At 70.3% G+C, this 19,604-nt stretch carries 23 protein-coding genes; 12 read left to right on the top strand and 11 right to left on the bottom strand.

Translation table 11 applies throughout. The annotated features are described in order from the left end of the window. Nucleotides 1-23: 23 nt before the first annotated feature. The 3 genes from ABS772_RS17410 to ABS772_RS17400 form a co-directional block, all read right to left on the bottom strand. Nucleotides 24-659: a DUF4194 domain-containing protein gene (locus ABS772_RS17410; protein WP_238254697.1), complete on the bottom strand. Its 636-nt coding sequence runs from the start codon at nucleotides 657-659 to the stop codon at nucleotides 24-26. A gap of 12 nt (nucleotides 660-671) precedes the next feature. Further along, a complete protein-coding gene (locus tag ABS772_RS17405) occupies nucleotides 672-2,084 on the bottom strand; it encodes a Wadjet anti-phage system protein JetA family protein (RefSeq protein ID WP_350396053.1) in 1,413 nt (470 codons plus the stop codon). Nucleotides 2,085-2,182: 98 nt separating this feature from the next. Further along, on the bottom strand, nucleotides 2,183-2,419 hold the full coding sequence (locus ABS772_RS17400) for a hypothetical protein (RefSeq protein ID WP_350396052.1): 237 nt from the start codon (nucleotides 2,417-2,419) through the stop codon (nucleotides 2,183-2,185). A 171-nt stretch (nucleotides 2,420-2,590) separates the two neighbouring features. On the opposite strand from ABS772_RS17400, the gene ABS772_RS17395 reads away from it, so the two are divergent. Then, nucleotides 2,591-3,265, top strand: coding sequence for an HAD family hydrolase (locus tag ABS772_RS17395; protein WP_238254700.1), 675 nt, complete (start codon nucleotides 2,591-2,593; stop codon nucleotides 3,263-3,265). A 225-nt stretch (nucleotides 3,266-3,490) separates the two neighbouring features. After that, entirely contained in the window at nucleotides 3,491-3,859 is a 369-nt protein-coding gene (locus ABS772_RS17390; RefSeq protein ID WP_238254701.1) for a hypothetical protein, read from the top strand. Nucleotides 3,860-3,926: 67 nt separating this feature from the next. On the opposite strand, the gene ABS772_RS17385 is transcribed toward ABS772_RS17390, so the two are convergent. Further along, on the bottom strand, nucleotides 3,927-4,823 hold the full coding sequence (locus tag ABS772_RS17385) for an HpcH/HpaI aldolase/citrate lyase family protein (RefSeq protein WP_238254702.1): 897 nt from the start codon (nucleotides 4,821-4,823) through the stop codon (nucleotides 3,927-3,929). 179 nt (nucleotides 4,824-5,002) lie between these two features. On the opposite strand from ABS772_RS17385, the gene ABS772_RS17380 reads away from it, so the two are divergent. Further along, nucleotides 5,003-5,392 carry a tautomerase family protein gene (locus ABS772_RS17380; RefSeq protein WP_009864586.1) on the top strand — a complete coding sequence of 130 codons (390 nt, stop codon included), beginning with the start codon at nucleotides 5,003-5,005 and terminating at the stop codon, nucleotides 5,390-5,392. Here ABS772_RS17380 and ABS772_RS17375 read toward each other — a convergent pair. Beyond that, nucleotides 5,376-6,290 (bottom strand): LysR substrate-binding domain-containing protein, encoded by a 915-nt coding sequence (locus ABS772_RS17375; RefSeq protein ID WP_350396050.1) that lies wholly within the window; start codon nucleotides 6,288-6,290, stop codon nucleotides 5,376-5,378. The genes ABS772_RS17380 and ABS772_RS17375 overlap by 17 nt on opposite strands. A 113-nt stretch (nucleotides 6,291-6,403) precedes the next feature. Here ABS772_RS17375 and ABS772_RS17370 point away from each other — a divergent pair, with 113 nt between their 5' ends. The 4 genes from ABS772_RS17370 to ABS772_RS17355 all read left to right on the top strand — a co-directional run bounded on the left by ABS772_RS17370 (nucleotide 6,404) and on the right by ABS772_RS17355 (nucleotide 8,776). Next, the gene (locus tag ABS772_RS17370) at nucleotides 6,404-7,606 is read left to right on the top strand and encodes an MFS transporter (protein ID WP_350396049.1); all 1,203 of its coding nucleotides are present in this window, start codon (nucleotides 6,404-6,406) and stop codon (nucleotides 7,604-7,606) included. Between the two features lie 154 nt (nucleotides 7,607-7,760). Next, nucleotides 7,761-8,126, top strand: coding sequence for a hypothetical protein (locus ABS772_RS17365; RefSeq protein ID WP_350396048.1), 366 nt, complete (start codon nucleotides 7,761-7,763; stop codon nucleotides 8,124-8,126). Between the two features lie 140 nt (nucleotides 8,127-8,266). After that, nucleotides 8,267-8,494 (top strand): hypothetical protein, encoded by a 228-nt coding sequence (locus ABS772_RS17360; protein WP_350396047.1) that lies wholly within the window; start codon nucleotides 8,267-8,269, stop codon nucleotides 8,492-8,494. Next, nucleotides 8,495-8,776, top strand: a complete 282-nt coding sequence (locus tag ABS772_RS17355) for a hypothetical protein (RefSeq protein ID WP_238258391.1) — start codon at nucleotides 8,495-8,497, stop codon at nucleotides 8,774-8,776. A gap of 582 nt (nucleotides 8,777-9,358) precedes the next feature. Here the strand turns inward: ABS772_RS17355 and ABS772_RS17350 are convergent. From ABS772_RS17350 to oxlT, 4 genes are all read right to left on the bottom strand, one after another. After that, nucleotides 9,359-10,939, bottom strand: coding sequence for an acyl--CoA ligase (locus ABS772_RS17350; RefSeq protein ID WP_350396045.1), 1,581 nt, complete (start codon nucleotides 10,937-10,939; stop codon nucleotides 9,359-9,361). A 2-nt stretch (nucleotides 10,940-10,941) separates the two neighbouring features. Continuing rightward, nucleotides 10,942-11,949 (bottom strand): 2-dehydropantoate 2-reductase, encoded by a 1,008-nt coding sequence (locus tag ABS772_RS17345; protein ID WP_238258268.1) that lies wholly within the window; start codon nucleotides 11,947-11,949, stop codon nucleotides 10,942-10,944. A gap of 119 nt (nucleotides 11,950-12,068) precedes the next feature. Then, nucleotides 12,069-12,845 carry a fumarylacetoacetate hydrolase family protein gene (locus tag ABS772_RS17340; protein WP_238258270.1) on the bottom strand — a complete coding sequence of 259 codons (777 nt, stop codon included), beginning with the start codon at nucleotides 12,843-12,845 and terminating at the stop codon, nucleotides 12,069-12,071. Between the two features lie 11 nt (nucleotides 12,846-12,856). Continuing rightward, nucleotides 12,857-14,167, bottom strand: coding sequence for an oxalate/formate MFS antiporter (gene oxlT / locus ABS772_RS17335; protein ID WP_350396044.1), 1,311 nt, complete (start codon nucleotides 14,165-14,167; stop codon nucleotides 12,857-12,859). Between the two features lie 300 nt (nucleotides 14,168-14,467). On the opposite strand from oxlT, the gene ABS772_RS17330 reads away from it, so the two are divergent. Both ABS772_RS17330 and ABS772_RS17325 read left to right on the top strand, forming a co-directional pair. Then, nucleotides 14,468-14,671 carry a CsbD family protein gene (locus tag ABS772_RS17330; protein ID WP_350396043.1) on the top strand — a complete coding sequence of 68 codons (204 nt, stop codon included), beginning with the start codon at nucleotides 14,468-14,470 and terminating at the stop codon, nucleotides 14,669-14,671. Between the two features lie 132 nt (nucleotides 14,672-14,803). Next, on the top strand, nucleotides 14,804-15,220 hold the full coding sequence (locus ABS772_RS17325) for a CsbD family protein (RefSeq protein WP_238255049.1): 417 nt from the start codon (nucleotides 14,804-14,806) through the stop codon (nucleotides 15,218-15,220). On the opposite strand, the gene ABS772_RS17320 is transcribed toward ABS772_RS17325, so the two are convergent. After that, nucleotides 15,204-16,136, bottom strand: coding sequence for a sensor domain-containing diguanylate cyclase (locus ABS772_RS17320; RefSeq protein ID WP_350396041.1), 933 nt, complete (start codon nucleotides 16,134-16,136; stop codon nucleotides 15,204-15,206). The two genes, ABS772_RS17325 and ABS772_RS17320, sit on opposite strands and share 17 nt — an antisense overlap. Before the next feature lie 158 nt (nucleotides 16,137-16,294). Here ABS772_RS17320 and ABS772_RS17315 point away from each other — a divergent pair, with 158 nt between their 5' ends. The 3 genes from ABS772_RS17315 to ABS772_RS17305 all read left to right on the top strand — a co-directional run bounded on the left by ABS772_RS17315 (nucleotide 16,295) and on the right by ABS772_RS17305 (nucleotide 18,317). Further along, entirely contained in the window at nucleotides 16,295-17,071 is a 777-nt protein-coding gene (locus ABS772_RS17315; RefSeq protein WP_350396040.1) for a creatininase family protein, read from the top strand. A 140-nt stretch (nucleotides 17,072-17,211) separates the two neighbouring features. After that, nucleotides 17,212-17,907, top strand: a complete 696-nt coding sequence (locus ABS772_RS17310) for a hypothetical protein (protein ID WP_350396039.1) — start codon at nucleotides 17,212-17,214, stop codon at nucleotides 17,905-17,907. Then, nucleotides 17,904-18,317, top strand: a complete 414-nt coding sequence (locus ABS772_RS17305) for a PIN-like domain-containing protein (protein WP_350396038.1) — start codon at nucleotides 17,904-17,906, stop codon at nucleotides 18,315-18,317. Before ABS772_RS17310 ends, ABS772_RS17305 begins: the two co-directional genes overlap by 4 nt. Here the strand turns inward: ABS772_RS17305 and ABS772_RS17300 are convergent. Further along, on the bottom strand, nucleotides 18,302-19,573 hold the full coding sequence (locus tag ABS772_RS17300) for a glycosyltransferase (protein WP_350396037.1): 1,272 nt from the start codon (nucleotides 19,571-19,573) through the stop codon (nucleotides 18,302-18,304). The genes ABS772_RS17305 and ABS772_RS17300 overlap by 16 nt on opposite strands. Nucleotides 19,574-19,604 lie beyond the last annotated feature (31 nt).

The raw sequence follows: 19,604 nt of genomic DNA, 5'->3' as shown, positions 1-19,604 counted from the left end.
GCCGGGCTCATCGCCATTCGGTCTCAGACGCCCCTCCCCTCCCCGGCGGAGGCCCAAGCGCGGACCTGATCCATCCAGGCATCCGGCGAGAGCACGGTGATGCCCGGCATCACCATCAGCGGCGTCACCCGCTCGGCCCGGTCGCGCTCGCCGAGACGCAGCGCCCCCTTGCGGGCGAACAGGCGCAGGATCTCGATCAGGCGCGCCTCGTCCGGCGGCTCGGTCCGGGCGGCGGAGCGGATCGCGTCGGCGATGTCGTCGGTGGTGCATTCCACCGTGCCGTCGGTGGAGACGCGGTGATCGCGAAGGCCCTCCTCGTAGGCCAGCCGGAGCGACAGCAGCACCAGGGTCTCGTCCTTGCGCAGCCGCTCCCCCTGCGCGTCGTGGCGCACGCCGTCCGGCGGCAGACCTAGAAACACCATCTGGTCGCGGTGGGCGACCTCGAAACGGTAGCCGAGGCAAGCGAAATAGTCGCGGAAGAACGGCGCGTAGTGCCGGGCGAGTTCGTAGGAGCGGCCGATGCCGGTGCTCGCGGCGTAGATGCACTGGCTCTTCAGCATCACCTGAAGCGCGCGGATCAGTTCCTCCTCGCTCGGCGCCGAGCTGCCGGGCGGGGGCGGCTCCTCGCCGTCGAGGATCGCGCGGAAAGGTTCGAGCATCGTCTTGTCCGTTCAGCCTGCTTTGCCGGCTCCGCGCCGGGCGGCGGGGGCCCGAACGCGCTCGATCGTGAAGTCCGGGCAGTCGAGCCAGCCGTTCGAGACGCGGCCCTCGATCCGGGCGACACGGTAGCGGCTGCGCAGCACGCCGTCGAACAGCACGTCGATCTCGCGCAGGCGCTGGAACACCACGAAGGCGTCGACGTCGTCGACCGCGATGTCCGATCCGCGCAGAGCCGTCACCTGGGCGAGCCGGGCATCGAGATAGGCGACGATGCGCTCCGGCGTCACGGTGATGCGGCGGCGGAATTCGTCCTTGGCGGCGATGAACGCCTCGATCGCCGGATCGACGTCGATCTCCGGCAGCGGCTCGTACTCGATGATCCGGCGCGGCATGCGCGGGTTGGTGAGCTGCGGCGGGCCGATCGGCGGACGCAGCAGCGAGATCTGCGGCAGGGGCAGGCCGGCGAGGTCGTCCTCGCCGGCGCCGACCGCGCGCAGCGCCGCCGCCGCCCGCTCGATCCGGGCGGAATCGCGCGGGTCGCGGTAGCGCAACGCCGCCGAGATGCGGCGCTCCAGCCGCGTCACCACCTCGGATACCGCGTCGAGATGCGGGTCGAGCCCCTCGAAGATCGAGAGGATCTCGACGAGGTCGGTGCGCACCATCCGCTCGGCCGCCGCGAGGTCGGCGGCGCGGCCCTCGCGCAGGTTGCCGTCGGCCAGCGCCCTGAGCGTCAGCGGATCGCGCAAGGCGCGGCCTGCTTCCCGCACGATGCCCGAGCGGAAGCGGAACGGATTGAAGCGGGTGTGCAGCGTCCGGTAGTCGGAGACGAGGTGGCGCTCGACGAATTCCTCGAAATAGAGCCGGAAGGCCGCGCTGAGATCGGGCTCGCGCAGGATTCGCTCTTCGAGCTTGCGCATCGCCCCGGCCAGCCCGCGCAGGTGGCCGAGGAAGGTGCGCGAGGCTTTCGCCGCGTTGCGCAGGGCCTCCGAGCGGTCGCCGGGGCTGGCGATGGCGCTCTCCAGCGCGCTCAGCACCTCCAGCACCGCGCCGCCGTAGGAGCGGGTCTCGCCGCGCTCGATCCGGGCGAGTTCCTCGATCAGGAGCCGCGCGTCGGGGTCGAAATCGACCACCGGCACGTAGCGCTCGCGCCGCTCCACCAGCCACCCCGCCTCGATCAGCCGCCGGAACACCGCCGAGCGCCGCTCGATCGGATCGACGGGGGTGGCCTCGTCGTCGGCGATCTCGGCCTGGCTCCAGCCGACGGAGAAATCGCCGATCGCCGCCAGAAGCTCGCTCTTGCGCAGGGGCTCGGCGGCGTCGCCGAACACGCGCGCGTGCAGGTGCAGCAGCAGGGCCGCGTTGAAGGCGCGGCTCGGCGAGGCCAGCGGGCGGAAGAGGTCGTCGGCGAGATGGGTGAACAGCATTTTTTCGCGCCCAGCCGGTATCACACCGCGCGCGGGCTAGGCCAATCCGGACGCCTCTGTCCGCCGATTTGGCTCTGGATGCCGGCGTCTCGTCGCGATCACCGCACCGTGGTCAGCGCCTCGGGCCTGCCGAGCAGGTTCAACGGGCAGCACCGGGCGAGGCCGGGATCCGCGGCGCATACCTCGCCGAGGATCGCCCGCAGGTCGTCGAGACGGGCAACCGCGAACTTCGCCGCGAGAACGGGACACCACAGCGCGACATCGAGCGCTTCGAGTACGAAGACAGCTTTTTCCGGACCACACGGCATGTCATCAAATGATGCCATGCCGTCCACCTGATTTCCACTCCGACCACGACGATCCTTGAACGGAGAAGATCAGTCGTGACCGTCCGAATGAGGCGGGCAATGCATCCCGGCCCGGCACCGGCATGAAGCGCCGGAGGCGCGTCGCGGGAACGCATCGTCGGCCGAGCCCCTTCCATCACGGAGACCGCAGGAGCCCCCATGCGCATCGAAACCGTCTTCCTGTTCGACCTCGACGGCACGCTGGTCGACAGCGTCTACCAGCACGTGCTCGCCTGGAAGGAGGCGCTCGACGCGGAGGGGATCCCGCTCTCGGTCTGGCGCATCCACCGCAAGATCGGGATGAGCGGCGGGCTCTTCACCAACCAGCTGCTGCGCGAGACCGGGCTCGACATCGATCCGGAGCGGATCGACCGGCTGCGGCGGCTGCACGCGGAAGCCTATGGCCGGCTCTCGAAGGGCGTCGTGCCGCTGCCGGGCGCCAAGGAGCTGCTCGCGACGCTCACCGACAACGGCATCCCCTGGGCCATCGCCACCAGCGGGCGGATGGAGACCGCGGGCCACAACCTCGTCGCCCTCGGCGTCGATCCCGATCAGGTGCCGGTGGTGACGCGCGACCTCGTGAAATACGCCAAGCCCGATCCCGACCTGTTCCTCGCCGCCGCCGAACGGCTGAAGGCGCCGATCGAGCACGCGGTGATCGTCGGCGACTCGATCTGGGACATGCTGGCGGCCCGCCGCTGCCGCGGGCTCGGGGTCGGCCTGCTGTCCGGCGGATACGGCACGGAAGAGCTGGAGCGTTCGGGGGCCGTCAGGGTCTACGACGACCCCGCCATGCTTCTGCAACATCTCGACGAGGTCGGCGGGCGGCGCTGAGCGCGACGGCGGCGATACGGCCAAGTTCAGATCGGCGCTGAGCCGCAGTCAAACCCATGCATGGTGCAGCCGCGCGATCCTGACAATTGGATGAACGGGCGCTTGCACCAACGTTCATGCGACAGGATGCAACGTGAGCTTCGGCACATCGAGAGTGAACCGAATCCAGCACGTGCTCGTTGGGGTGCCAATGGATCGGCGATCCACCTCTTTCGGAGAGACTTGATGAAGAAGCTTGCGATTCTGTCCGCCGTGGCCGTGCTCGGCGTGGGCGCCCTGTCCTCGACCGATGCCGAAGCCCGCTGGCGTGGCCGCGGCGGCGGCGGCGCGATCGCGGCCGGCGTCGTCGGTGGTCTCGCGGCCGGCGCGCTGCTCGGCGCGGCCGCCTCGAACAGCTACGGTTACGGCGGCTACGGCTACGATTACGGCTATGCCCGTCCGGTCGCCGGCTACGGCTATGGGTACGGCTACGGCCGTCCCGCTTACGGCTACCGCAGCGTCGGCTACTACGACGACGGCTACTACGCCCCGCGTCGCGCCTATGGCGGCTACTCCTGGGGCGGCCCGGCCTACGGGTACGGCTACGGCTGGTAAGCCCTTCCGCCGTCACGGCCTCTCATGACGGCACGGCCGCGCCCTCCCGGGCGCGGCCGTTTCGCGTTCAGGACGCGGAGGCGGCGTCGCGGGCGGCGATGGTCTCGGACCAGACCACGGCGCGGCGGGCCATGTCGATGTGCTGGCGCTCGTACATGCGGCCCTCGACCTTGATCGCCGCACGCTTGGCGTTCTCCGGCAGGTTGAACGCCTCGATCACGAGGCGGGCGCGGCGCACCTCCTCCTCCGTCGGGGCGAACGAGGTGTTGGCGGGCTCGATCTGGTTGGGGTGGATCAGCGTCTTGCCGTCGAAGCCGAGGTCGCGCGCCTGCCGGCACTCCTCGCGGCACCCTTCCGGATCGGCGATGTCGTTCCACACGCCGTCGAGGATGATCAGCCCCTCGGCGCGGGCCGCGGCCAGGGTGAACATCATCCAGGGCAGCATCGGCACGCGTCCGGGCACCAGCTGCGCCCAGGTGTCCTTCGCCAGATCGTTGGTGCCGAGCACGAAGCCGGTCAGCCGGTTGCGGCGGTCGCGGCGCGCCTTGGCGATCTCGTGAATGTTGAGGATCGCGGCCGGCGTCTCGATCATCGCCCAGACGGCGATCGATTCGGGCGCGTCGAGCGCTTCCAGCGCGTCGGCCACGCTCTCCAGCACCGCCGGCGACGACACCTTGGGCATCAGGATCGCGTCGGGCTTGGCCTGGATCGCCGCGCGCAGGTCACCGTCGCCCCAGGGCGTCTGCGGTGCGTTCACCCGGATCACGAGTTCGCGATGGCCGTAGCCGCCGCCCATCACCGCCGCGCAGACCTGCTCGCGGGCGAGCTCCTTCTGCTCCATCGCAACGGCGTCCTCCAGATCGAGGATCAGCGAATCGGCGGGCAGCGTCTTCGCCTTCTCGAGGGCGCGCGGGTTCGATCCCGGCATGTAGAGAACGCTGCGGCGCAACCGTAGATCGGACATGTCTCACCTCCTCCTTGGGGGCCGATGAGGGGTGCCGCGCCCCGCTCCCTGCCCTCGTTTGAATGCATAATACGAAAAATCCCGATCGGTTGGAAGCGGCCGGAAGCGAGGCTACTTAACCGCGGGCGCCCGGCGACCGCCAGGGGCGCATCCCCGCCGCGAGTTCTGGAGAGTGATTCATGCCCCTGATGCGTTTCGACCTGATCGAGGGCCGCAGCGACGCGGAGCTGAAGGCTCTGCTCGACGCCGCGCACGAGGCGATGCTCGAAGCCTTCCAGGTGCCGCCGGGCGACCGCTACCAGATCGTGACCGAGCACAAGCCGTCGCGGATGATCGTGGAGGATACCGGCCTCGACATTCCCCGCACGCGGGACGTGGTGGTGGTGCAGATGATCACCCGGCCACGCGGTCGCGAGAAGAAGGAGCTGTTCTACCGGCTGCTCACCGAAAAGCTTCAGGCGGCCTGCGGCATCGCCCCGGCCGACGTGATGGTCTCGACGGTGGAGAACACCGACGAGGATTGGTCGTTCGGGCACGGCCGGGCGCAGTTCCTCACCGGGGAATTGTGAGGGGCCTCGTCGGGACCGGCCGCGCGCCCTCCGCTACCAGCCAATCGATGAAGGCGGTGAGGGCGGGCGACTTGTCGGCGTCGAACGGCGTCAGGGCGAAATAGGCCGCCCGCTCGACCCGGATCTCCGGAAAGGGCGCGACGAGCCGGTCTGCCGCGACCATCCGGTCGAGGACCGGGAACGGCCCGATGCCGAGGCCGGCGCCATCCTCCACGGCCTGGAGCGTCACGAAGAAATGGTCGAACACCCGGCGGCGGACGCCGCCGGGCAAGGTCACGCCGGCTGCCGCCAGCCAGTCGGTCCAGTCCCCCGGACGGGTCTCGGTGCCGAGGAGGACGTGGCCTTCGAGGTCGCGCAAGGTTTCGAGCGGCCTGTCGCGCAACAGGGCGGGGCTTGCCACCAGGGTGTCGGTCTCGGTCAGGAAGGGCACCGCACGGTGCTGCGGCCAGGGCTCGGGGCCGCGCCGGACCGCGAGATCGAACCCGCCGCGCAATGCGTCCTGCAGCGTCGTCGTGGTGGTGACCCGGACGTCCGTGCCGGGACGGGCCGCGTGGAAGCCTTCGAGGCGCGGGATCAGCCAGCGCATCGCGAAGGTCGAGGGCGCGCTGACCCGCAGGACCCGCGGCGCCTGGGGCCGGCCGCAGGCTTCCGCCGCCGCCGTGAGCCGGTCGAACGACAGGCTGATCTCCTCGGCGAAGACGCGGGCCGCCGGGGTCGCCACCATCCGCCGCCCGACCCGCACGAACAGGCGCTGGCCGAGCCACGTCTCCAGCGCGGCGACCTGACGGCTCACCGCCCCGTGCGTCAGCCCGAGTTCGAGGCCGGCCTGGGCGTAGCTGCCGGCCCGTGCCGCGACCTCGAACACCTGCAGCGCGTGGAGCGGCGGCAACCGGCGCATTCCTCCTCCCATCCGTGAGGAAACCGCACGAAACCCGTGCATCGAGCGGCACTCATCCCGCAAAGCTCACGGGTCTAGGCTCCCGGCGCAAGCGTTTGGCGAGGATTTTTCGTGTGAACCAGGCCGTTCGACTCGACGGATCGATGCGCGGCGACGGCGTGCGCCCCGATGCTCCACGGCGCAGCCTCGGCGGGGCCTGCCTCGCCCACGCCCTGCACGACGGCTACACCGACCTGCTCTACGTGCTGCTGCCGGTCTGGCAGGCGGAGTTCGGCCTCGGCTATGCCGGCCTCGCCGTCCTGCGCAGCCTCTACTACGCCACCATGGGCGGGCTGCAGATGCCCGCCGACCGGCTGGCGGCGCGATGGCCGATCCGCGCGAGCCTCGCCGTCTCGACCGTGGTCGCCGCCGCGGGCTTCTGCGTGATGGCGCTGAGCGGCAGCCTGGCCGGGCTCTGCGCCGGACTGGTCCTGGCCGGGATCGGCGCGAGCATCCAGCATCCCCGCGCCTCGCTCCTCGTCGCGCAGGCCTATGGCGGCGCCGCGCGCGGGCCGCTCGGGATCTACAACTTCGCCGGCGATCTCGGGAAGGCGCTGTTCCCGGTCACCGTGGCGCTGCTCCTCGGCGTGCTGGCGTGGCGGCCGGTCGCCGGGCTGATGGCGGGGGTGGGGCTCGCCGTGGCGCTGGCGCTCGCCCTCGTCCTGCCGCGGGGCTCGCTGGCCGCGCCGCCGACGCGGGCCGGCCGGATCGGCGGCGAGGGCCGGGGCTTCGCCCTGCTGATGACGGTCGGCGCCCTCGACACCGCCACGCGGATGGGCACCCTGCTGTTCCTGCCCTTCCTGCTGGAGGCGAAGGGCGGCACCGGCACGACCACGGGGCTCGCCCTGGCCCTGGTCTTTTCCGGCGGCGCCTTCGGCAAGGCCGTGTGCGGCTGGCTCGGGGCGCGCCTGGGCGTCGTGCCCTGCGTCGTCGCGACCGAGACGGCCACCGCCGCGGGGATCGCGGCGCTCCTCGTCCTGCCGCTCGGGCCGACCCTGGTCCTGCTGCCCGTCCTCGGCCTCGTCCTCAACGGCACCTCCTCGGTGCTCTACGGGACCGTGCCGGACCTCGCGCCGCGGGGCGATGTCGGCCGGGCCTTCGCGCAGTTCTACACCGCGGTGATCGGTTCGGGCGGCCTCGCGCCGATCGCCTACGGCGCGCTGGGCGACCGGGCCGGCACCGGCATCGGCCTCCTCGCTGCCGCCGCCACGGCGCTCGCCATCGTTCCGCTGGTGCTTCGGTTGCGCCGGCCGCTCGCGGCCTGCAACCCGGGTTGAGCGCGCGGTTGTGCAAGAACAAGCGCGGCTTTGACAGCCGGTTCTCCTTGCACGGCCAAGGTGCCGTCAAGTCAATCTGCCTTGTGCAGGTCAACCTTTCGTCAAGATCGAAGGCCAAGGGCGTCCCCGAACTGCTTTTCGAAGGGACGAACGGATGCGAAAGACCTGCCTCGGCGCCTGCGCCGGCCTCGCGTTGCTCGCGGGATTGTCGGCACCGGCGCAGGCCGAGAACCGGACCGCGATGGGCGTCGGCGCGGGGGCCGTGGCCGGCGCGCTCGTGGCCGGACCGGTCGGCGCCGTGGTGGGTGCGGTGGCCGGCGGCGTCATCGGCTCGAACAGCGGCGCGCGTCCCCGCTCCGCCCGCAAGCGCCGCGCCGCCCTGCGTCGGCAGGTTCGCGCCCCGCGCCGCGCCGCCATGGCCGAGCCCGCGCCCGCCCGCACCGAGGCGCCCCGCGCCATGACCACCGGCGGCACCGGCAACGCCGCGCCGGTCCGCTCCGGCTGGAAGGATCCGCGCTGAGCCGCGGGCCGGCCGCCGGAACTGTCGCTTTCACGTCACAGGCAGGGAAATGCGCAAGCGTGACCGCTCCGGTGCCATTTTCATGACGTGATGCGGCGCGCAGGATCAGCCTCGTGCAAACGTCCGAGAGCGAGGAAGCGATGGCTGATCCGAGCGCCGACCCGAACCGAACGGACCGAATGCAGACGGCGGCCTGCCTTGAGCGGCCCATCGTCAGCCGGGTGACCAAGGGTGTCGCCTCCGCAATCGGCAAGCGCCTCTCCGTCGACACGGACGGCGCCCTGCCCGATCGCCTCGCCTTCCTCGTGGATCGTCTCCAGGCCGGACCTCTCGGCCGCACCTCCCTCAAGCATCGTCGAGTTGCCTGAATGTCCAAGTTCGATCGTGCCCTCAACGAAGCCACCGTGGTCCCCTTCCCCGCCGCCGCCACCGAGGCGGTCGCCGACGAGAACGTCGCTTCGATCATCGAGGTGCTTCAAGATCAGCTCAAGCTCGCCCGCGAGGGCAAGCTGCGCTCGGTCGCCGTGGTCTCGGTCTCGAACGACGGCAGCGCCATCGGCACGCAATGGTCCTGCGCCCACGGCGACGTGGCGAGCCTGATCGGCAAGCTCACCGTGCTGTCCCACGACATGATGGCCGCGCGGAACTGATTCTTTATTTCGATCGCTTCGGCTGGATGGGGGGCGGCACCTCGTGCGCTGCCCTCTTTGCTGTCGAACGTCCGGTGTTTTGCCGCGTCATCATAGGCGGCATGGCTGACAAGACACCGTCGAGACTTATCTGAGCCCGCTCGACCGCCGAGCTGCAGCGCTCGCACCGCACACCCCTGACGAGTATTCAAATTGCAATAAATGTTTTGATTGCACCTGCATCCAGGGCGCTCATATTGAGAGCGTTGGATGCAAACTTCCCGTTACGACGACCCTGCGGCTACGGGGCTTACGGCGACTTAGCCGATCGCCGTCCGTGAGTAGGCAGACGGGAAGGGGGTAAGCAATGTGCTGATGATTCCGCTTCTGCGGATCACGATCACAAAAAACCCGAGCGGTGAATGGTCTGTGACCATCACGCTCGGGTTCTTCTAACCTAGGTCCAACAAGAGGGCCCACAGGTAGCCGCCTGTGGGCCCTCACCCATATTATGGGCCGCGGTTGCAGCGAAAGCAAACCACACTAGCGGCGAGCGTCAGCGAAGCGGATCCCGTCGCCGCGACGGCGACCGGACCGCCCGCCTCAAACCAGCCCAAGCTTCTGCGCCAGCCCGATGCGCTGGAGCTTGCCGGTCGCCCCCTTGGGGATCTCGTCGAGGATCAGAATCTTGGCCGGCACCTTGAAGGCGGCGAGCCGCTCCGAGGCGAAGGCACGGATCTCCTTCTCGATCGCCTCGGCGCCCTCGCGCAGCACGATCGCGGCGGCGACGTCCTCGCCGAGCTTGTCGTGCGGCACCGCGAAGGTGACGCATTGCGACACCGCCGGGTGGTCCATCAGGATCTCGTCCACCTCGCGCGGGGAAATCTTCTCGCCGCCGCGGTTGATGATCTCCTTCAGGCGCCCGGTGATCGAGAGGTAGCCCTCGGGGCTCAGCACGCCCTGGTCGCCGGTGCGGAACCAGCCCTGCTTGGTGAAGGCGTCGGCATTGGCCTTGTCGTTGTTCTCGTAGCCCTTCATCACGTTGTCGCCGCGGATGACGATCTCGCCGGTCTCGCCCGCGGGCAGCGGCTCGCCGTCATGATCGACCACCGCGATCTCGGGACCCGCCGCGAGGCCGACCGAGCCGGCATAGTGGGGCCTGGGCGGCAGCGGGTTCGACGCCATCTGGTGCGCCGCCTCGGTCATGCCGTAGGCCTCGATCACGGGCGCGCGGAAGGTCTCCTCCAGCTCGTTCATCACCTGCGGCGGCAGCGACGAGGACGAGGAGCGGATGAAGCGCAGCGGATTGCGCGCGATGATCTCCGCGTTGCGCGCGGCCCGGCCCAGGATCGCCTGATGCATGGTCGGCACGCCGGTGTACCAAGTGGGGTTCACCTCATCCATCCAGCCGAAGAACTTCAGGGCGTTGAAGCCCGGCGTGCAGGAGACCTGCCCGCCCGCGGAGAGCGGGGCGAGGATGCCGGCGATCAGGCCGTGGATGTGGAACAGCGGCATGATGTTGAGGCCGCGATCCTCGGGCCCGAAGGCGAGCGCGGTGCGGATGTTGCGCGCCGAGGCGCAGACGTTGCGCTGCGTCAGCGGCACGATCTTGGGCCGCGAGGTCGTGCCGGAGGTGTGCAGCACCAGCGCGATCTCGTCGGCGCTGGCCGGACCGCCGGTCTCGGCAGGGGTGGCGCTGCCGTCGGCGAAGTGCAGCGTGAAGCTGCCCGCGCCCTCCTCCGGCGTCGGCCGCAGGCGGGCGACCGACACGCCGAGCCTCTCCGCGACGCCGATCGCAGGCGAATCGGAGCCCTCCGCGACCAGCAGCAGCTTGGCGCCGAGGTCGCTCATGTAGAACTCGAACTCGTCGGCCTTGTAGCTCGGGTTGAGCGGCGCCGAGGTGGTGCCGGCGGCCACCGCGATGAAGGCCGACGCCATCTCTGGGCCGTTCGGCAGCACGATCGCCACCCGGTCGCCGCGGCCGACGCCGCGGGCGTTGAGGTCGGCGACCGTGCGGTCGGTCAGCGCGCGCAGGGCCTGGAAGGTCAGCGGCACGCCGCCGGGGCTCGACAGGGCGGTGGCCGCATCGGCGCCGGCCTGGATCAGCTCGTGAAGAGTCGTCGCGGGCACGCTGGCCTCCTTGGAGTCGGTGGGGGGAAGGGCGGACGTCTCGGGCAGCAGCATCGTCACGCTCCCTGGATCGCGAGGCGACCTTGGGCGCGCTCCAGGCTCTGCGCCAGGAGCCGCATCAGGGCGAAGACGGTGTCGATATGCGGGGTCGGCGTGCCGGTGAGGCGGCCGAGCTCGATCACCGAGCCGACCAGCGCCTCCAGCTCGATCGGGCGGCCGGCCTCGACGTCCTGCAGCATCGAGGTCTTGTGCGGGCCGACCTTCTCGGCGCCGGCGATGCGCTTGTCGATGCCGAGGCGGAAGGTGACGCCGAGCCGGTTGGCGATGATCTCGGCCTCGCGCATCATCTCGGCGGCGATCGCCCGGGTGTCGGGGAAGCGGCAGATGTCCTCCAGCGTCGCGTGGGTCAGCGCGGAGATCGGGTTGAAGCTGAGGTTGCCCCACAGCTTGAGCCAGATCTCGGCGCGGATGTCGCTGGTGACGGGCGCGCGGAAGCCCGCCTTGGCCAGCCGCTGGGAGAGGGCGAGCACCCGCTCCGACTTCGAGCCGTCGAGTTCGCCCAGACCGAAGCGGTTGCCCTCGATCACCTTCACGGTGCCGGGATCGGTGAGCACGGTCGCCGGATAGACCACCGAGCCGATGACGTGCTTCGGGTCGAGATGGTCGGCGATCAGCCCGCCGGGATCGGCGCTCTCCAGCCGCGTGCCGGCATATTCGCCGCCGTGGCCGCCCATGAAGTACCACCACGGGATGCCGTTCTGCATCGTGACCACGACGGTGTCGGGGCCGATCAGGTGCTTCAGGTCCGCGGCGATCGGGCCGACCTGGTGCGCCTTGACCGTCAGGAGCACGACCTCGTGCACGCCCGCCTCCTGCGTGGAGCGGGTCGCCTTCACGGTTTTCGAGTGGATCTCGGTGCCGTCCTCCTCAATCAGGCGCATGCCGTTCGCCCGGATCGCCTCCGCGTTCGAGCGGGCGATGAAGGTCACGTCCTCGCCGGCCTCAGCCAGCCTGACTCCGAGATATCCGCCGATGGCGCCGGCGCCGACGATCGCGATGCTCATGTCTCTCACCCGTGCTGCCGTTTCCGCTCCGCCGGCCGAGCCCTGAAACGCCGTTTCCTAAGAACGCCGATCCGGCCGATTTCGTCCGCCCGCAGAGACCACTTTTGCTTGAGTTCCGCCTACTCGAAACGATTGCTGAGCGTTCCGATCCCCTCGATCACCACCTCGACGGTGGCGCCTTTGGGGATCGGTCCCGACCCCACCGAGGTACCGCAGGCGATCACGTCGCCCGGCTCCAGCGTCAGCCCCTGCGAGAGCTGCGCCACGAGCCGGGGGACCGGGATCAGCATGTCGCTGATCGGAAAGCTCTGCCGCTCGCGCCCGTTCACCAGGGTGCGCACGGTCAGCGCCTCCGGGTCGAGCCCGGTGGCGATGACGGGCCCGAACGGACCGAAGCCGTCGAGCCCCTTGGCGCGGGCCCACTGCGTGAAGCTCGCATCCGCCTTGAGGATCGCGGCGGAGGTGACGTCGTTCACGCAGGTGAAGCCGAACACGTGGCGGGCGGCCTCCTCCTCGGTCAGGTCGCGGGCCGCCCGGCCGGGCACCTGGCCGATCACGATGCCGAGTTCGCCCTCGTAGAGCGCCCGGCCCGACGCCTCCGGCACCGCCACGACCGCGCCGGAGGGCCGGTAGGTGTTGGCGGGCTTGATCAGGAAGAGCGGCGCCTCGGGCCGCGACAGCTCCAGCTTCTCCATGAGCGCCCCGAAATTGTTCCACAGGGCGATCATCTTGGAAGGGCGGCAGGGCAGGTCGAGGCTCACCTCCGCGAGCGGCAGAACCTGCCCCGTCGGGCTGTTCTCGCCGAACAGGTCGCCCTCGCAGACGGCGATGTGCTCGCCGTCGAGGCGGCCGAAGCCGTGCCTGCCGTCGTGGACGAAGCCGATCCAGCGCGTCACGGTTCCCCTCCTCACTGGTTGCGGGCGACGAAGCGGGCGCGCATCGGCTTCAGGACGAAGAGCGCGAGGAACCCGGCGACGAAGGCCATGCCGGAGGCGAGGTAGAACACGTTCTGCCAGGAACCGGTGGCGGTCTGGATCGCCAGGAAGGCGGGCAGCATCAGCGAGGCCGTTCCCTTGGCGGTGTAGAGCAGGCCGGCATTGGCGGTGGCGTTCTTGTCGCCGTAGGTGTCGGCGCAGGTCGAGGGGAACAGCGAGTAGATCTCGCCCCAGGCGAAGAACACGAGGCCCGTGAGCAGCACGAAGGCCATCGGCGAGTGGGCGAACATGCCGAGCGCCAGGATGCCCGCGCCCTCGATCATGAAGGCGAAGAACATCGTGTTCTCGCGCCCGATCCGGTCGGAGATCCAGCCGAAGACCGGCCGGGTCACGCCGTTGAGCACCCGGTCGATGGTGAGCGCGAAGGTGAGCGCCGGCAGGGTCAGGCCCATCAGCGAGACGGGGATCGTGTCGACTTGGAAGTCCTTGGCGATGGGGGCGAGGGAGGCGGTCGCCATCAGGCCGCCCGCGGCCATCATCACGAACATCGCGTACATCAGCCAGAAGATCGGCGTCCGCACCATCTGGGCGGAGGAGTACTGGCGGCGGCTCGTGGCGTTGGGGGACGTGCGGCCGACCAGCATCCGGTCCTTGTAGGCGGCGCTCGGCGCCGAGAGCAGCAGGGCGGCGACCATCACCACCAGCCCCTGGCCGAGGCCGAAGGCGAGGAAGGTCTGCTCGTAGCCGCTGTCGCGGATCATCGCGGCGATCGGGATGACGGTGAGCGCCGAGCCCGCGCCGAAGCCGGCGGCGGTGAGGCCGGCGGCCAGCCCGCGGCGATCCGGGAACCACTTGAGGGCGTTGCCGACGCAGGTGCCGTAGACCGCGCCCGCGCCGATGCCGCTGATGGCGGCGGCCAGATACAGGAACCACAGCGAGTCGGCGACCGAGTTCATCGCCCAGCCGATGCCGCAGAGCGCGCCGCCGAACAGCGTGACGACCTTCGGGCCGTACTTGTCGACGAACCAGCCCTCGATCGGAACGAGCCAGGTCTCGGTGAGGACGAAGATCGTGAAGGCGACCTGGATCGCCGGCTTGCCCCACTGGTACTTGTCGTTGATCGGGTTGACGAACAGCGTCCAGCCGTACTGCAGGTTGGCGATCATCGACATGCACAGCACGCCGAGGATCAGCTGTCCCCAGCGGCCGCCGACGGGCGTGTCGGCGCGTGACGGGGAATAGGTGCTTGCGCCGGGCAATGGATCGGCGGCTCGAACGGCCATGGAGCGGTCCCTGATCTCACATTTTCTTGGCGGACCGGGACGGCTGCCCGGCTTAGCCGCAGTGGAATTTTGGATACCGCATACGTAGCCTCTCGTGACCCGAGCGCTGACAGGAAAATATTTGGCCGTTGCGCAGATATTTTTTGAACGGGCCCGCGAAATGAATGCATTTTGCCGGCGTTCACGTCCGTGTGCGGCGATGCACACCCCATCATAGGAGTGGAACCAAGCGCCCGGGGATCCGTTCAGCTTGCCGAGAGCGCCGAGAGACGGCGCGAACACAATGAGCGGAGAAACGCGATGAGCAGCACGACCGACAAGATCAAGGGTGCCGCCAACGAGATCGCCGGCAACGTCAAGCAGGGCGTCGGCAACGTCACGGGCAACGACAAGCTGAAGGCCGAGGGCAAGGCCCAGGAAGTCGAGGGCAAGACCCAGCGCACCGTCGGCGAGGCCAAGGAAGGCGTGAAGAACGCCGCGGACGCGGTGAAGAGCAAGCTCTAACCGTTCGCACCGAAGGCATCTGCCAACAGAAATCCGACGGCCGGAGCCGCACCCGACCGGGTGCGGCTTCCTCGTTTCGAGCCCTGCCGCGGCGCGGGCTCGGCGGACGAATTTGATTCAAGGAATTTCATCATGAACAGGGACCAGATCGAGGGCGGCCTGCGCAACCTCAAGGGCCGCGGCCGGACCGCGCTCGGCGCCGTGGCGGGTCGTGCCCGTCCCCAGGTCGAGGGCGCCTACGAGCAGGTCGCCGGCGTGGCGCAGTCCGCCTATGGCCGGACACGCGACCGGGCCGAGGACATCTACGAGGACGGTTACCGCCTCGCCGACGAGGCCGTCTCCCGCGGCCGGCATCTCCGCGACGAGGCCGTGGGCCGCGGACGCCACCTCCACGACGAGGCCCGTACCCGCGGGCGCCACTTCCGCGACGAGGCGAGCCGGCGCGGTCGTGCCCTCGCCGTCCGGGCGGACGAGAACCGGGGTACGACCCTGGCCCTGGTCGCCGCGACGGCGTTCGGGCTCGGCCTGCTCGTCAGCCGCCGCCGCTGACGGCGGCCTTCGTCCCTGTCGTCTCGGCGGCCGTCTTGGCGGCCGTCTTGGCCTCGTAGAGAGCGCGGTCGGCCCGCGCGAGCAGAGCATCGACCGCGTCGCCCGACGCCGTCGTCCAGGCGGCGCCGAGGCTGGCGCTCACCCGAACCATCCCGGCTTCGACGGCGATGGGCTCGGCGACGGCGGCGCGGACGGCCTCCGGTAAGAGGTCCGCGTCCTCCGGCACGATCAGGATGAATTCGTCGCCGCCGGGTCGTGCCGCGAACAGGCCGTGCGATGCGGCGAGCCCGGCGAGCCGTCGGCCGATCTCCCTCAGGACAGAGTCGCCCGCGGCGTGGCCGAGGCGGTCGTTGACCGGCTTGAAACCGTCGAGGTCGAGGCTGAGCACGCCGGGCCGCTGCCCGGCCTCGAGCCGTCCGGCGAGATGCTCGCGCAGATACATCCGGTTCGGCAGCCCCGTGAGGTCGTCGTGGCGGGCGATGTGGCGGAGCCGCGCGTTCGCCGCCTCCCGCTCGGTCACGTCCCGGTCGATGCCGCGGTAGCCGCGGAACGCGCCGTCGGCGCCGAACAGCGGCACGCCGCTCGTCTCCAGCACGACGAGGCTGCCGTCCTTGCGGAGGTTGCGGTTGAGAAGCTGGGCGAAGGGCCGCCGCTCGGCGGCGATGGCGCCGAAGATCCGTCCGACCCGCTCCGCCTCGTCCGGCGGCATGAAGTCGAAGGGCGTGCGTCCGACCACCTCCTCCGGCTCGCGGCCGAGCAGGGCGACGCATTGGCGCGAGGCGTAGGTGTAGCAGCCCTGCGCATCCACCTCCCAGATCCAGTCCGAATTCTGCTCCAGCATCTCCCGCAGGCGGACCAGCTCGGCCCGCATCGCCCCGGCCGCATCCTCATCCGCCGCCCCGGGATCGGGCGGCATCGCGGCAGGCCTGTTCGGAGGAAGCGTGTTCACGGACGGTCGGCGCTGGCCACGGGGATGGTCCCGCAAGTCTTGGGGCATCTTGACTAACGAGCGGTTGAGACGGGAAGCGTCCGGGATCCGCGAGCCCTCAAACCCGCGATCAGGGAGATGACAGCATGCCGGCGCGATCCTGGCTCGACCTCACGACGGCGGAGATCCGCGCCCGCGACATGGGCCGGGCGATCGCGGTGCTTCCGGTCGCCGCGGTGGAGCAGCACGGGCCGCACCTGCCGCTCGGCACCGACACCCTGATCGCGGAGGGCTATCTGGAGCGGGTGGCCCGCCTCGTGCCGGAGGCGCTCGACGTGCTGCTCCTGCCGGTCCAGGCGGTCGGCAAGTCGGACGAGCACGATTCCTTTCCCGGCACGCTGACCCTGACCGCCGCGACCGCGCTCGCCGCCTGGACCGAGATCGGCGCGAGCCTGCACCGGTCGGGCTGCGCGAAGCTCGTGATCGTCTCCTCCCACGGCGGCAACAGCGCGCTCATCGACCTCGTGGCGGGCGAGTTGCGCGGCCGTTTCGGCATGGTGGCGGTGACGACCTCGTGGAGCCGCCTCGGCCTGCCGGAGGGCCTGTTCCCCGCCGACGAGATCCGCCACGGCATCCATGCCGGCGGCATCGAGACCGCGCTGATGCTGGCCCTGCGGCCCGACCTCGTGCGGCGGGACCGGATCGCGCAGTTCGAGCCCCGCACGATGGCGATGGAACGCGATTTCACCCTGCTGCGCGCCGGCCGCCCGGCGGCCTTCGCCTGGAAGACGGAAGACCTGCACCCGTCCGGCGCCCTGGGCGACGCCCGCCTCGGCACGGCGGAGACCGGCGCGGCGGCGCTCGATCACGGCGCGCGCGCCTTCGTGCGGCTGCTGGAGGAAGTGGATCGCTTCTCGTTGTAGGATCGCGGATGACGCCGCCCATCGATCTCGAAGCCTCGTCCGCTTCCTGAGGAGACGTTCTGGACGGGACGAGGACAGCCCACGCCCCTCTTGACGATGGAGGAGGGTGCGGCACAACCTTTTCGGGTGTGGAGCAGGGCGTGAGACACTCCGAAAACAATCTGATCGGCATCGGGCTCTACACGCCCGCGGAAGCCGGCCGCCTGCTCCGGATCTCGCCGGCAAAGATCTCCCGATGGCTCAGGGGCCATGAGGTGGCCGGCCGGCGCTACGAGTCGCTCTGGACACCGCAAGTCGATCTCGGTGACGAGGGGTTCGCGCTCGGCTTCCGCGATCTGCAGGAGGTGCGCGTCGCCGACGCCTTCATCAAGCGCGGCCTCAGCCCTCAACGGGTCAGGCAGGCGATCGAGATGGCGCGCGCGATCGTCCAGGATGAGCGGCCCCTCTCGACGGCCCGCTTCCGCACCGATGGGCGGAGCGTCTTCCTCCAAGTCGCCGAGGAGGACGGGGAGGCGAAACTCATCGACCTCTTCAGGAAGCAGTTCGCCTTCAAGGAGATCCTGGAGCGAAGCTTGGTCCATCTCGACTACGATGAGGCAGGGATTCCCTCGCGTTGGTGGCCACTTGGGCGGTCACGGTCGGTCGTGATCGATCCCGCCCGCTCGTTCGGACAGCCGATCGAAGCCGAGACGTCCGTTCCCGTCGAGGCCCTCGTCAACGCCGTGACGGCGGAGGGTTCGCCCGAGGCCGCGGCGCTGGCCTGGGATGTTCCGGTCCGGGCGGTCAAGCGGGCCCTCGCGTTCCGGCGCGAGATGGATGCGCGGCAGGCCGCTTGAGCGTCCGGGTCTTCTTCGACAACTGCACCTCGCCGGTGCTGGCCGAGACGGTCGGCGGCTATCTCAGGCATCTCGGTCAGCGCGCCGACCACATCCGTGATCTCCCCTGCGGACGCCACGCATCGGACTTCGAGTGGATCGCGTATCTGGCCGGCACGGGCGATGAATGGCTCACGGTCACGGGCGATGGCCGGCTTCAGAAGAACAAGGCGGAACGGGCAGCCTTCCGCCGAGCCGGCCTGAAGGGCGTCGTCCTCGCTCCGGCCTACCAGAAGACACCGCTCAACCAGCAGACCTCCTTCCTGATCTGGCGCTGGCCGGAGATCCAGTCGCTGCTCAAACTGGCGCCGCCGTTCCTGTTCGAAGTGCCCATGGGCAAAGCGAGCGGCATTCGTCAATTGCCTCTCTGACAATGCTCTGCCCCGGCGCAAAAGGCTTCCACCGCGTCGCAGGCCTCCGCGACGCCGTCCTCCTGTGCCATCCGCGCCTTGGCCGCCGTGCAGGCCTGGGCGACGCGGGGATCGGTCAGCAGCCGGCGCAGCGTCGGCACGGCGCGGGCCGGGGTGAAGCGGCGGCGGCTCAGGGCAGTGCCGACGCCGAGACGGCCCAGCCAGCGCGCCTCGTCGAAGTGATCGAAGGCGACGGGCACTACGAGTTGCGGAATGCCGGCCGCGAGCGCCTGCGCGACGGTGCCGATCCCGCCATGGTGGATCAGCGCGGCGCAGCGGGGCAGCACGCGGCTGAACGGCGCGTAGGGCACGTGCAGCACGCTCGGGGGCAAGTCCGCCGGCACCTGCCCGCCCTGCGGCGCGAGGAGGAGGCCGCGCCGGCCCAAGCGGGTGCAGACGCGCAGCGCGGTGCGGAAGAAGGCTTGGCTGCGCGACATGGCCGAGCCGTAGGTGAAGGCGAGCGGCGGCGGCCCCGCCGCCAGAAACCCCGCGACGGCGGGCTCCGGCTCGGCGACGTCGCCGAAGCGATCCGCGAGCGGGAAGCCGACCTGCAGGGATTGGGGCATCCGGTGGGGCTGCGGCGCGGCGTACCATCGGGGAAACGTGAGCAGGACGCGCTGCGGGCTGCTCCACCAGCGGCGAAGCCGGCGCACCGGCGGCAGGTCCAGCCGCGCGCGAAACCCGTTGAGCGCCGGCAAGGCCGCGGGCCCGATCACGAAGCGATCTGCTCCCCACCCGATCCAGTGCCGGATGCGCGCCGGCAACCGCTCGGGAAGGGGCAGGCCGGGCAGGATCGGCGGATCGGTGCGGCTCCCGGCGAGCAGCGGCATGAGGTGGACCGTGACGACGTCGAGGCCGAGCTTCTCCTGCGCCACCCGCGCTCCGAGGGCCAGCGTCGAGGCGAGCACGACGCACTCGCCGGGCCGTGCGGTCCCGGCGAGCCAGCCGTAGACCGGCTCGGTCGCGGCCGAGACGTGGCGGAACATCGCCCCGATGCCGCGCCAGGGCCGCCAGAGACCGGTCTCGGTCGCGGCGCGGCGGTAATCCTCCTCCGTTCCGAGGGCGAAGAACGGCACGCTCGCCCGGGCCGCCTTCGCGGCGAAGGGAGCGGGCGCGGCGAGCGTGACCGCGTGTCCCCGCCGCCGCAGCTCGGTCGCGATGGCGAGGAGCGGCAGGACATCGCCGTGGCTGCCGACGGCAACGACGAAGATTCGCATCGGTCTCTCGGCCGGCTTGCGCCCGTCGGGC

Origin of the sequence: Methylorubrum podarium, from assembly GCF_040270385.1 — a bacterium.
Lineage (GTDB): Bacteria > Pseudomonadota > Alphaproteobacteria > Rhizobiales > Beijerinckiaceae > Methylobacterium > Methylobacterium podarium.
This window is presented reverse-complemented; position numbering and strand designations above follow the sequence as displayed.

Coding starts and splice junctions, on each gene's coding strand:
- ABS772_RS17410 (WP_238254697.1), bottom strand. CDS start 659: ATGCTCGAACCTTTCCGCGCGATCCTCGACGGCGAGGAGCCGCCCCCG.
- ABS772_RS17405 (WP_350396053.1), bottom strand. CDS start 2,084: ATGCTGTTCACCCATCTCGCCGACGACCTCTTCCGCCCGCTGGCCTCG.
- ABS772_RS17395 (WP_238254700.1), top strand. CDS start 2,591: ATGCGCATCGAAACCGTCTTCCTGTTCGACCTCGACGGCACGCTGGTC.
- ABS772_RS17390 (WP_238254701.1), top strand. CDS start 3,491: ATGAAGAAGCTTGCGATTCTGTCCGCCGTGGCCGTGCTCGGCGTGGGC.
- ABS772_RS17385 (WP_238254702.1), bottom strand. CDS start 4,823: ATGTCCGATCTACGGTTGCGCCGCAGCGTTCTCTACATGCCGGGATCG.
- ABS772_RS17380 (WP_009864586.1), top strand. CDS start 5,003: ATGCCCCTGATGCGTTTCGACCTGATCGAGGGCCGCAGCGACGCGGAG.
- ABS772_RS17375 (WP_350396050.1), bottom strand. CDS start 6,290: ATGCGCCGGTTGCCGCCGCTCCACGCGCTGCAGGTGTTCGAGGTCGCG.
- ABS772_RS17365 (WP_350396048.1), top strand. CDS start 7,761: ATGCGAAAGACCTGCCTCGGCGCCTGCGCCGGCCTCGCGTTGCTCGCG.
- ABS772_RS17360 (WP_350396047.1), top strand. CDS start 8,267: ATGGCTGATCCGAGCGCCGACCCGAACCGAACGGACCGAATGCAGACG.
- ABS772_RS17355 (WP_238258391.1), top strand. CDS start 8,495: ATGTCCAAGTTCGATCGTGCCCTCAACGAAGCCACCGTGGTCCCCTTC.
- ABS772_RS17350 (WP_350396045.1), bottom strand. CDS start 10,939: ATGCTGCTGCCCGAGACGTCCGCCCTTCCCCCCACCGACTCCAAGGAG.
- ABS772_RS17345 (WP_238258268.1), bottom strand. CDS start 11,949: ATGAGCATCGCGATCGTCGGCGCCGGCGCCATCGGCGGATATCTCGGA.
- oxlT (WP_350396044.1), bottom strand. CDS start 14,167: ATGGCCGTTCGAGCCGCCGATCCATTGCCCGGCGCAAGCACCTATTCC.
- ABS772_RS17330 (WP_350396043.1), top strand. CDS start 14,468: ATGAGCAGCACGACCGACAAGATCAAGGGTGCCGCCAACGAGATCGCC.
- ABS772_RS17325 (WP_238255049.1), top strand. CDS start 14,804: ATGAACAGGGACCAGATCGAGGGCGGCCTGCGCAACCTCAAGGGCCGC.
- ABS772_RS17320 (WP_350396041.1), bottom strand. CDS start 16,136: ATGCCGCCCGATCCCGGGGCGGCGGATGAGGATGCGGCCGGGGCGATG.
- ABS772_RS17315 (WP_350396040.1), top strand. CDS start 16,295: ATGCCGGCGCGATCCTGGCTCGACCTCACGACGGCGGAGATCCGCGCC.
- ABS772_RS17300 (WP_350396037.1), bottom strand. CDS start 19,573: ATGCGAATCTTCGTCGTTGCCGTCGGCAGCCACGGCGATGTCCTGCCG.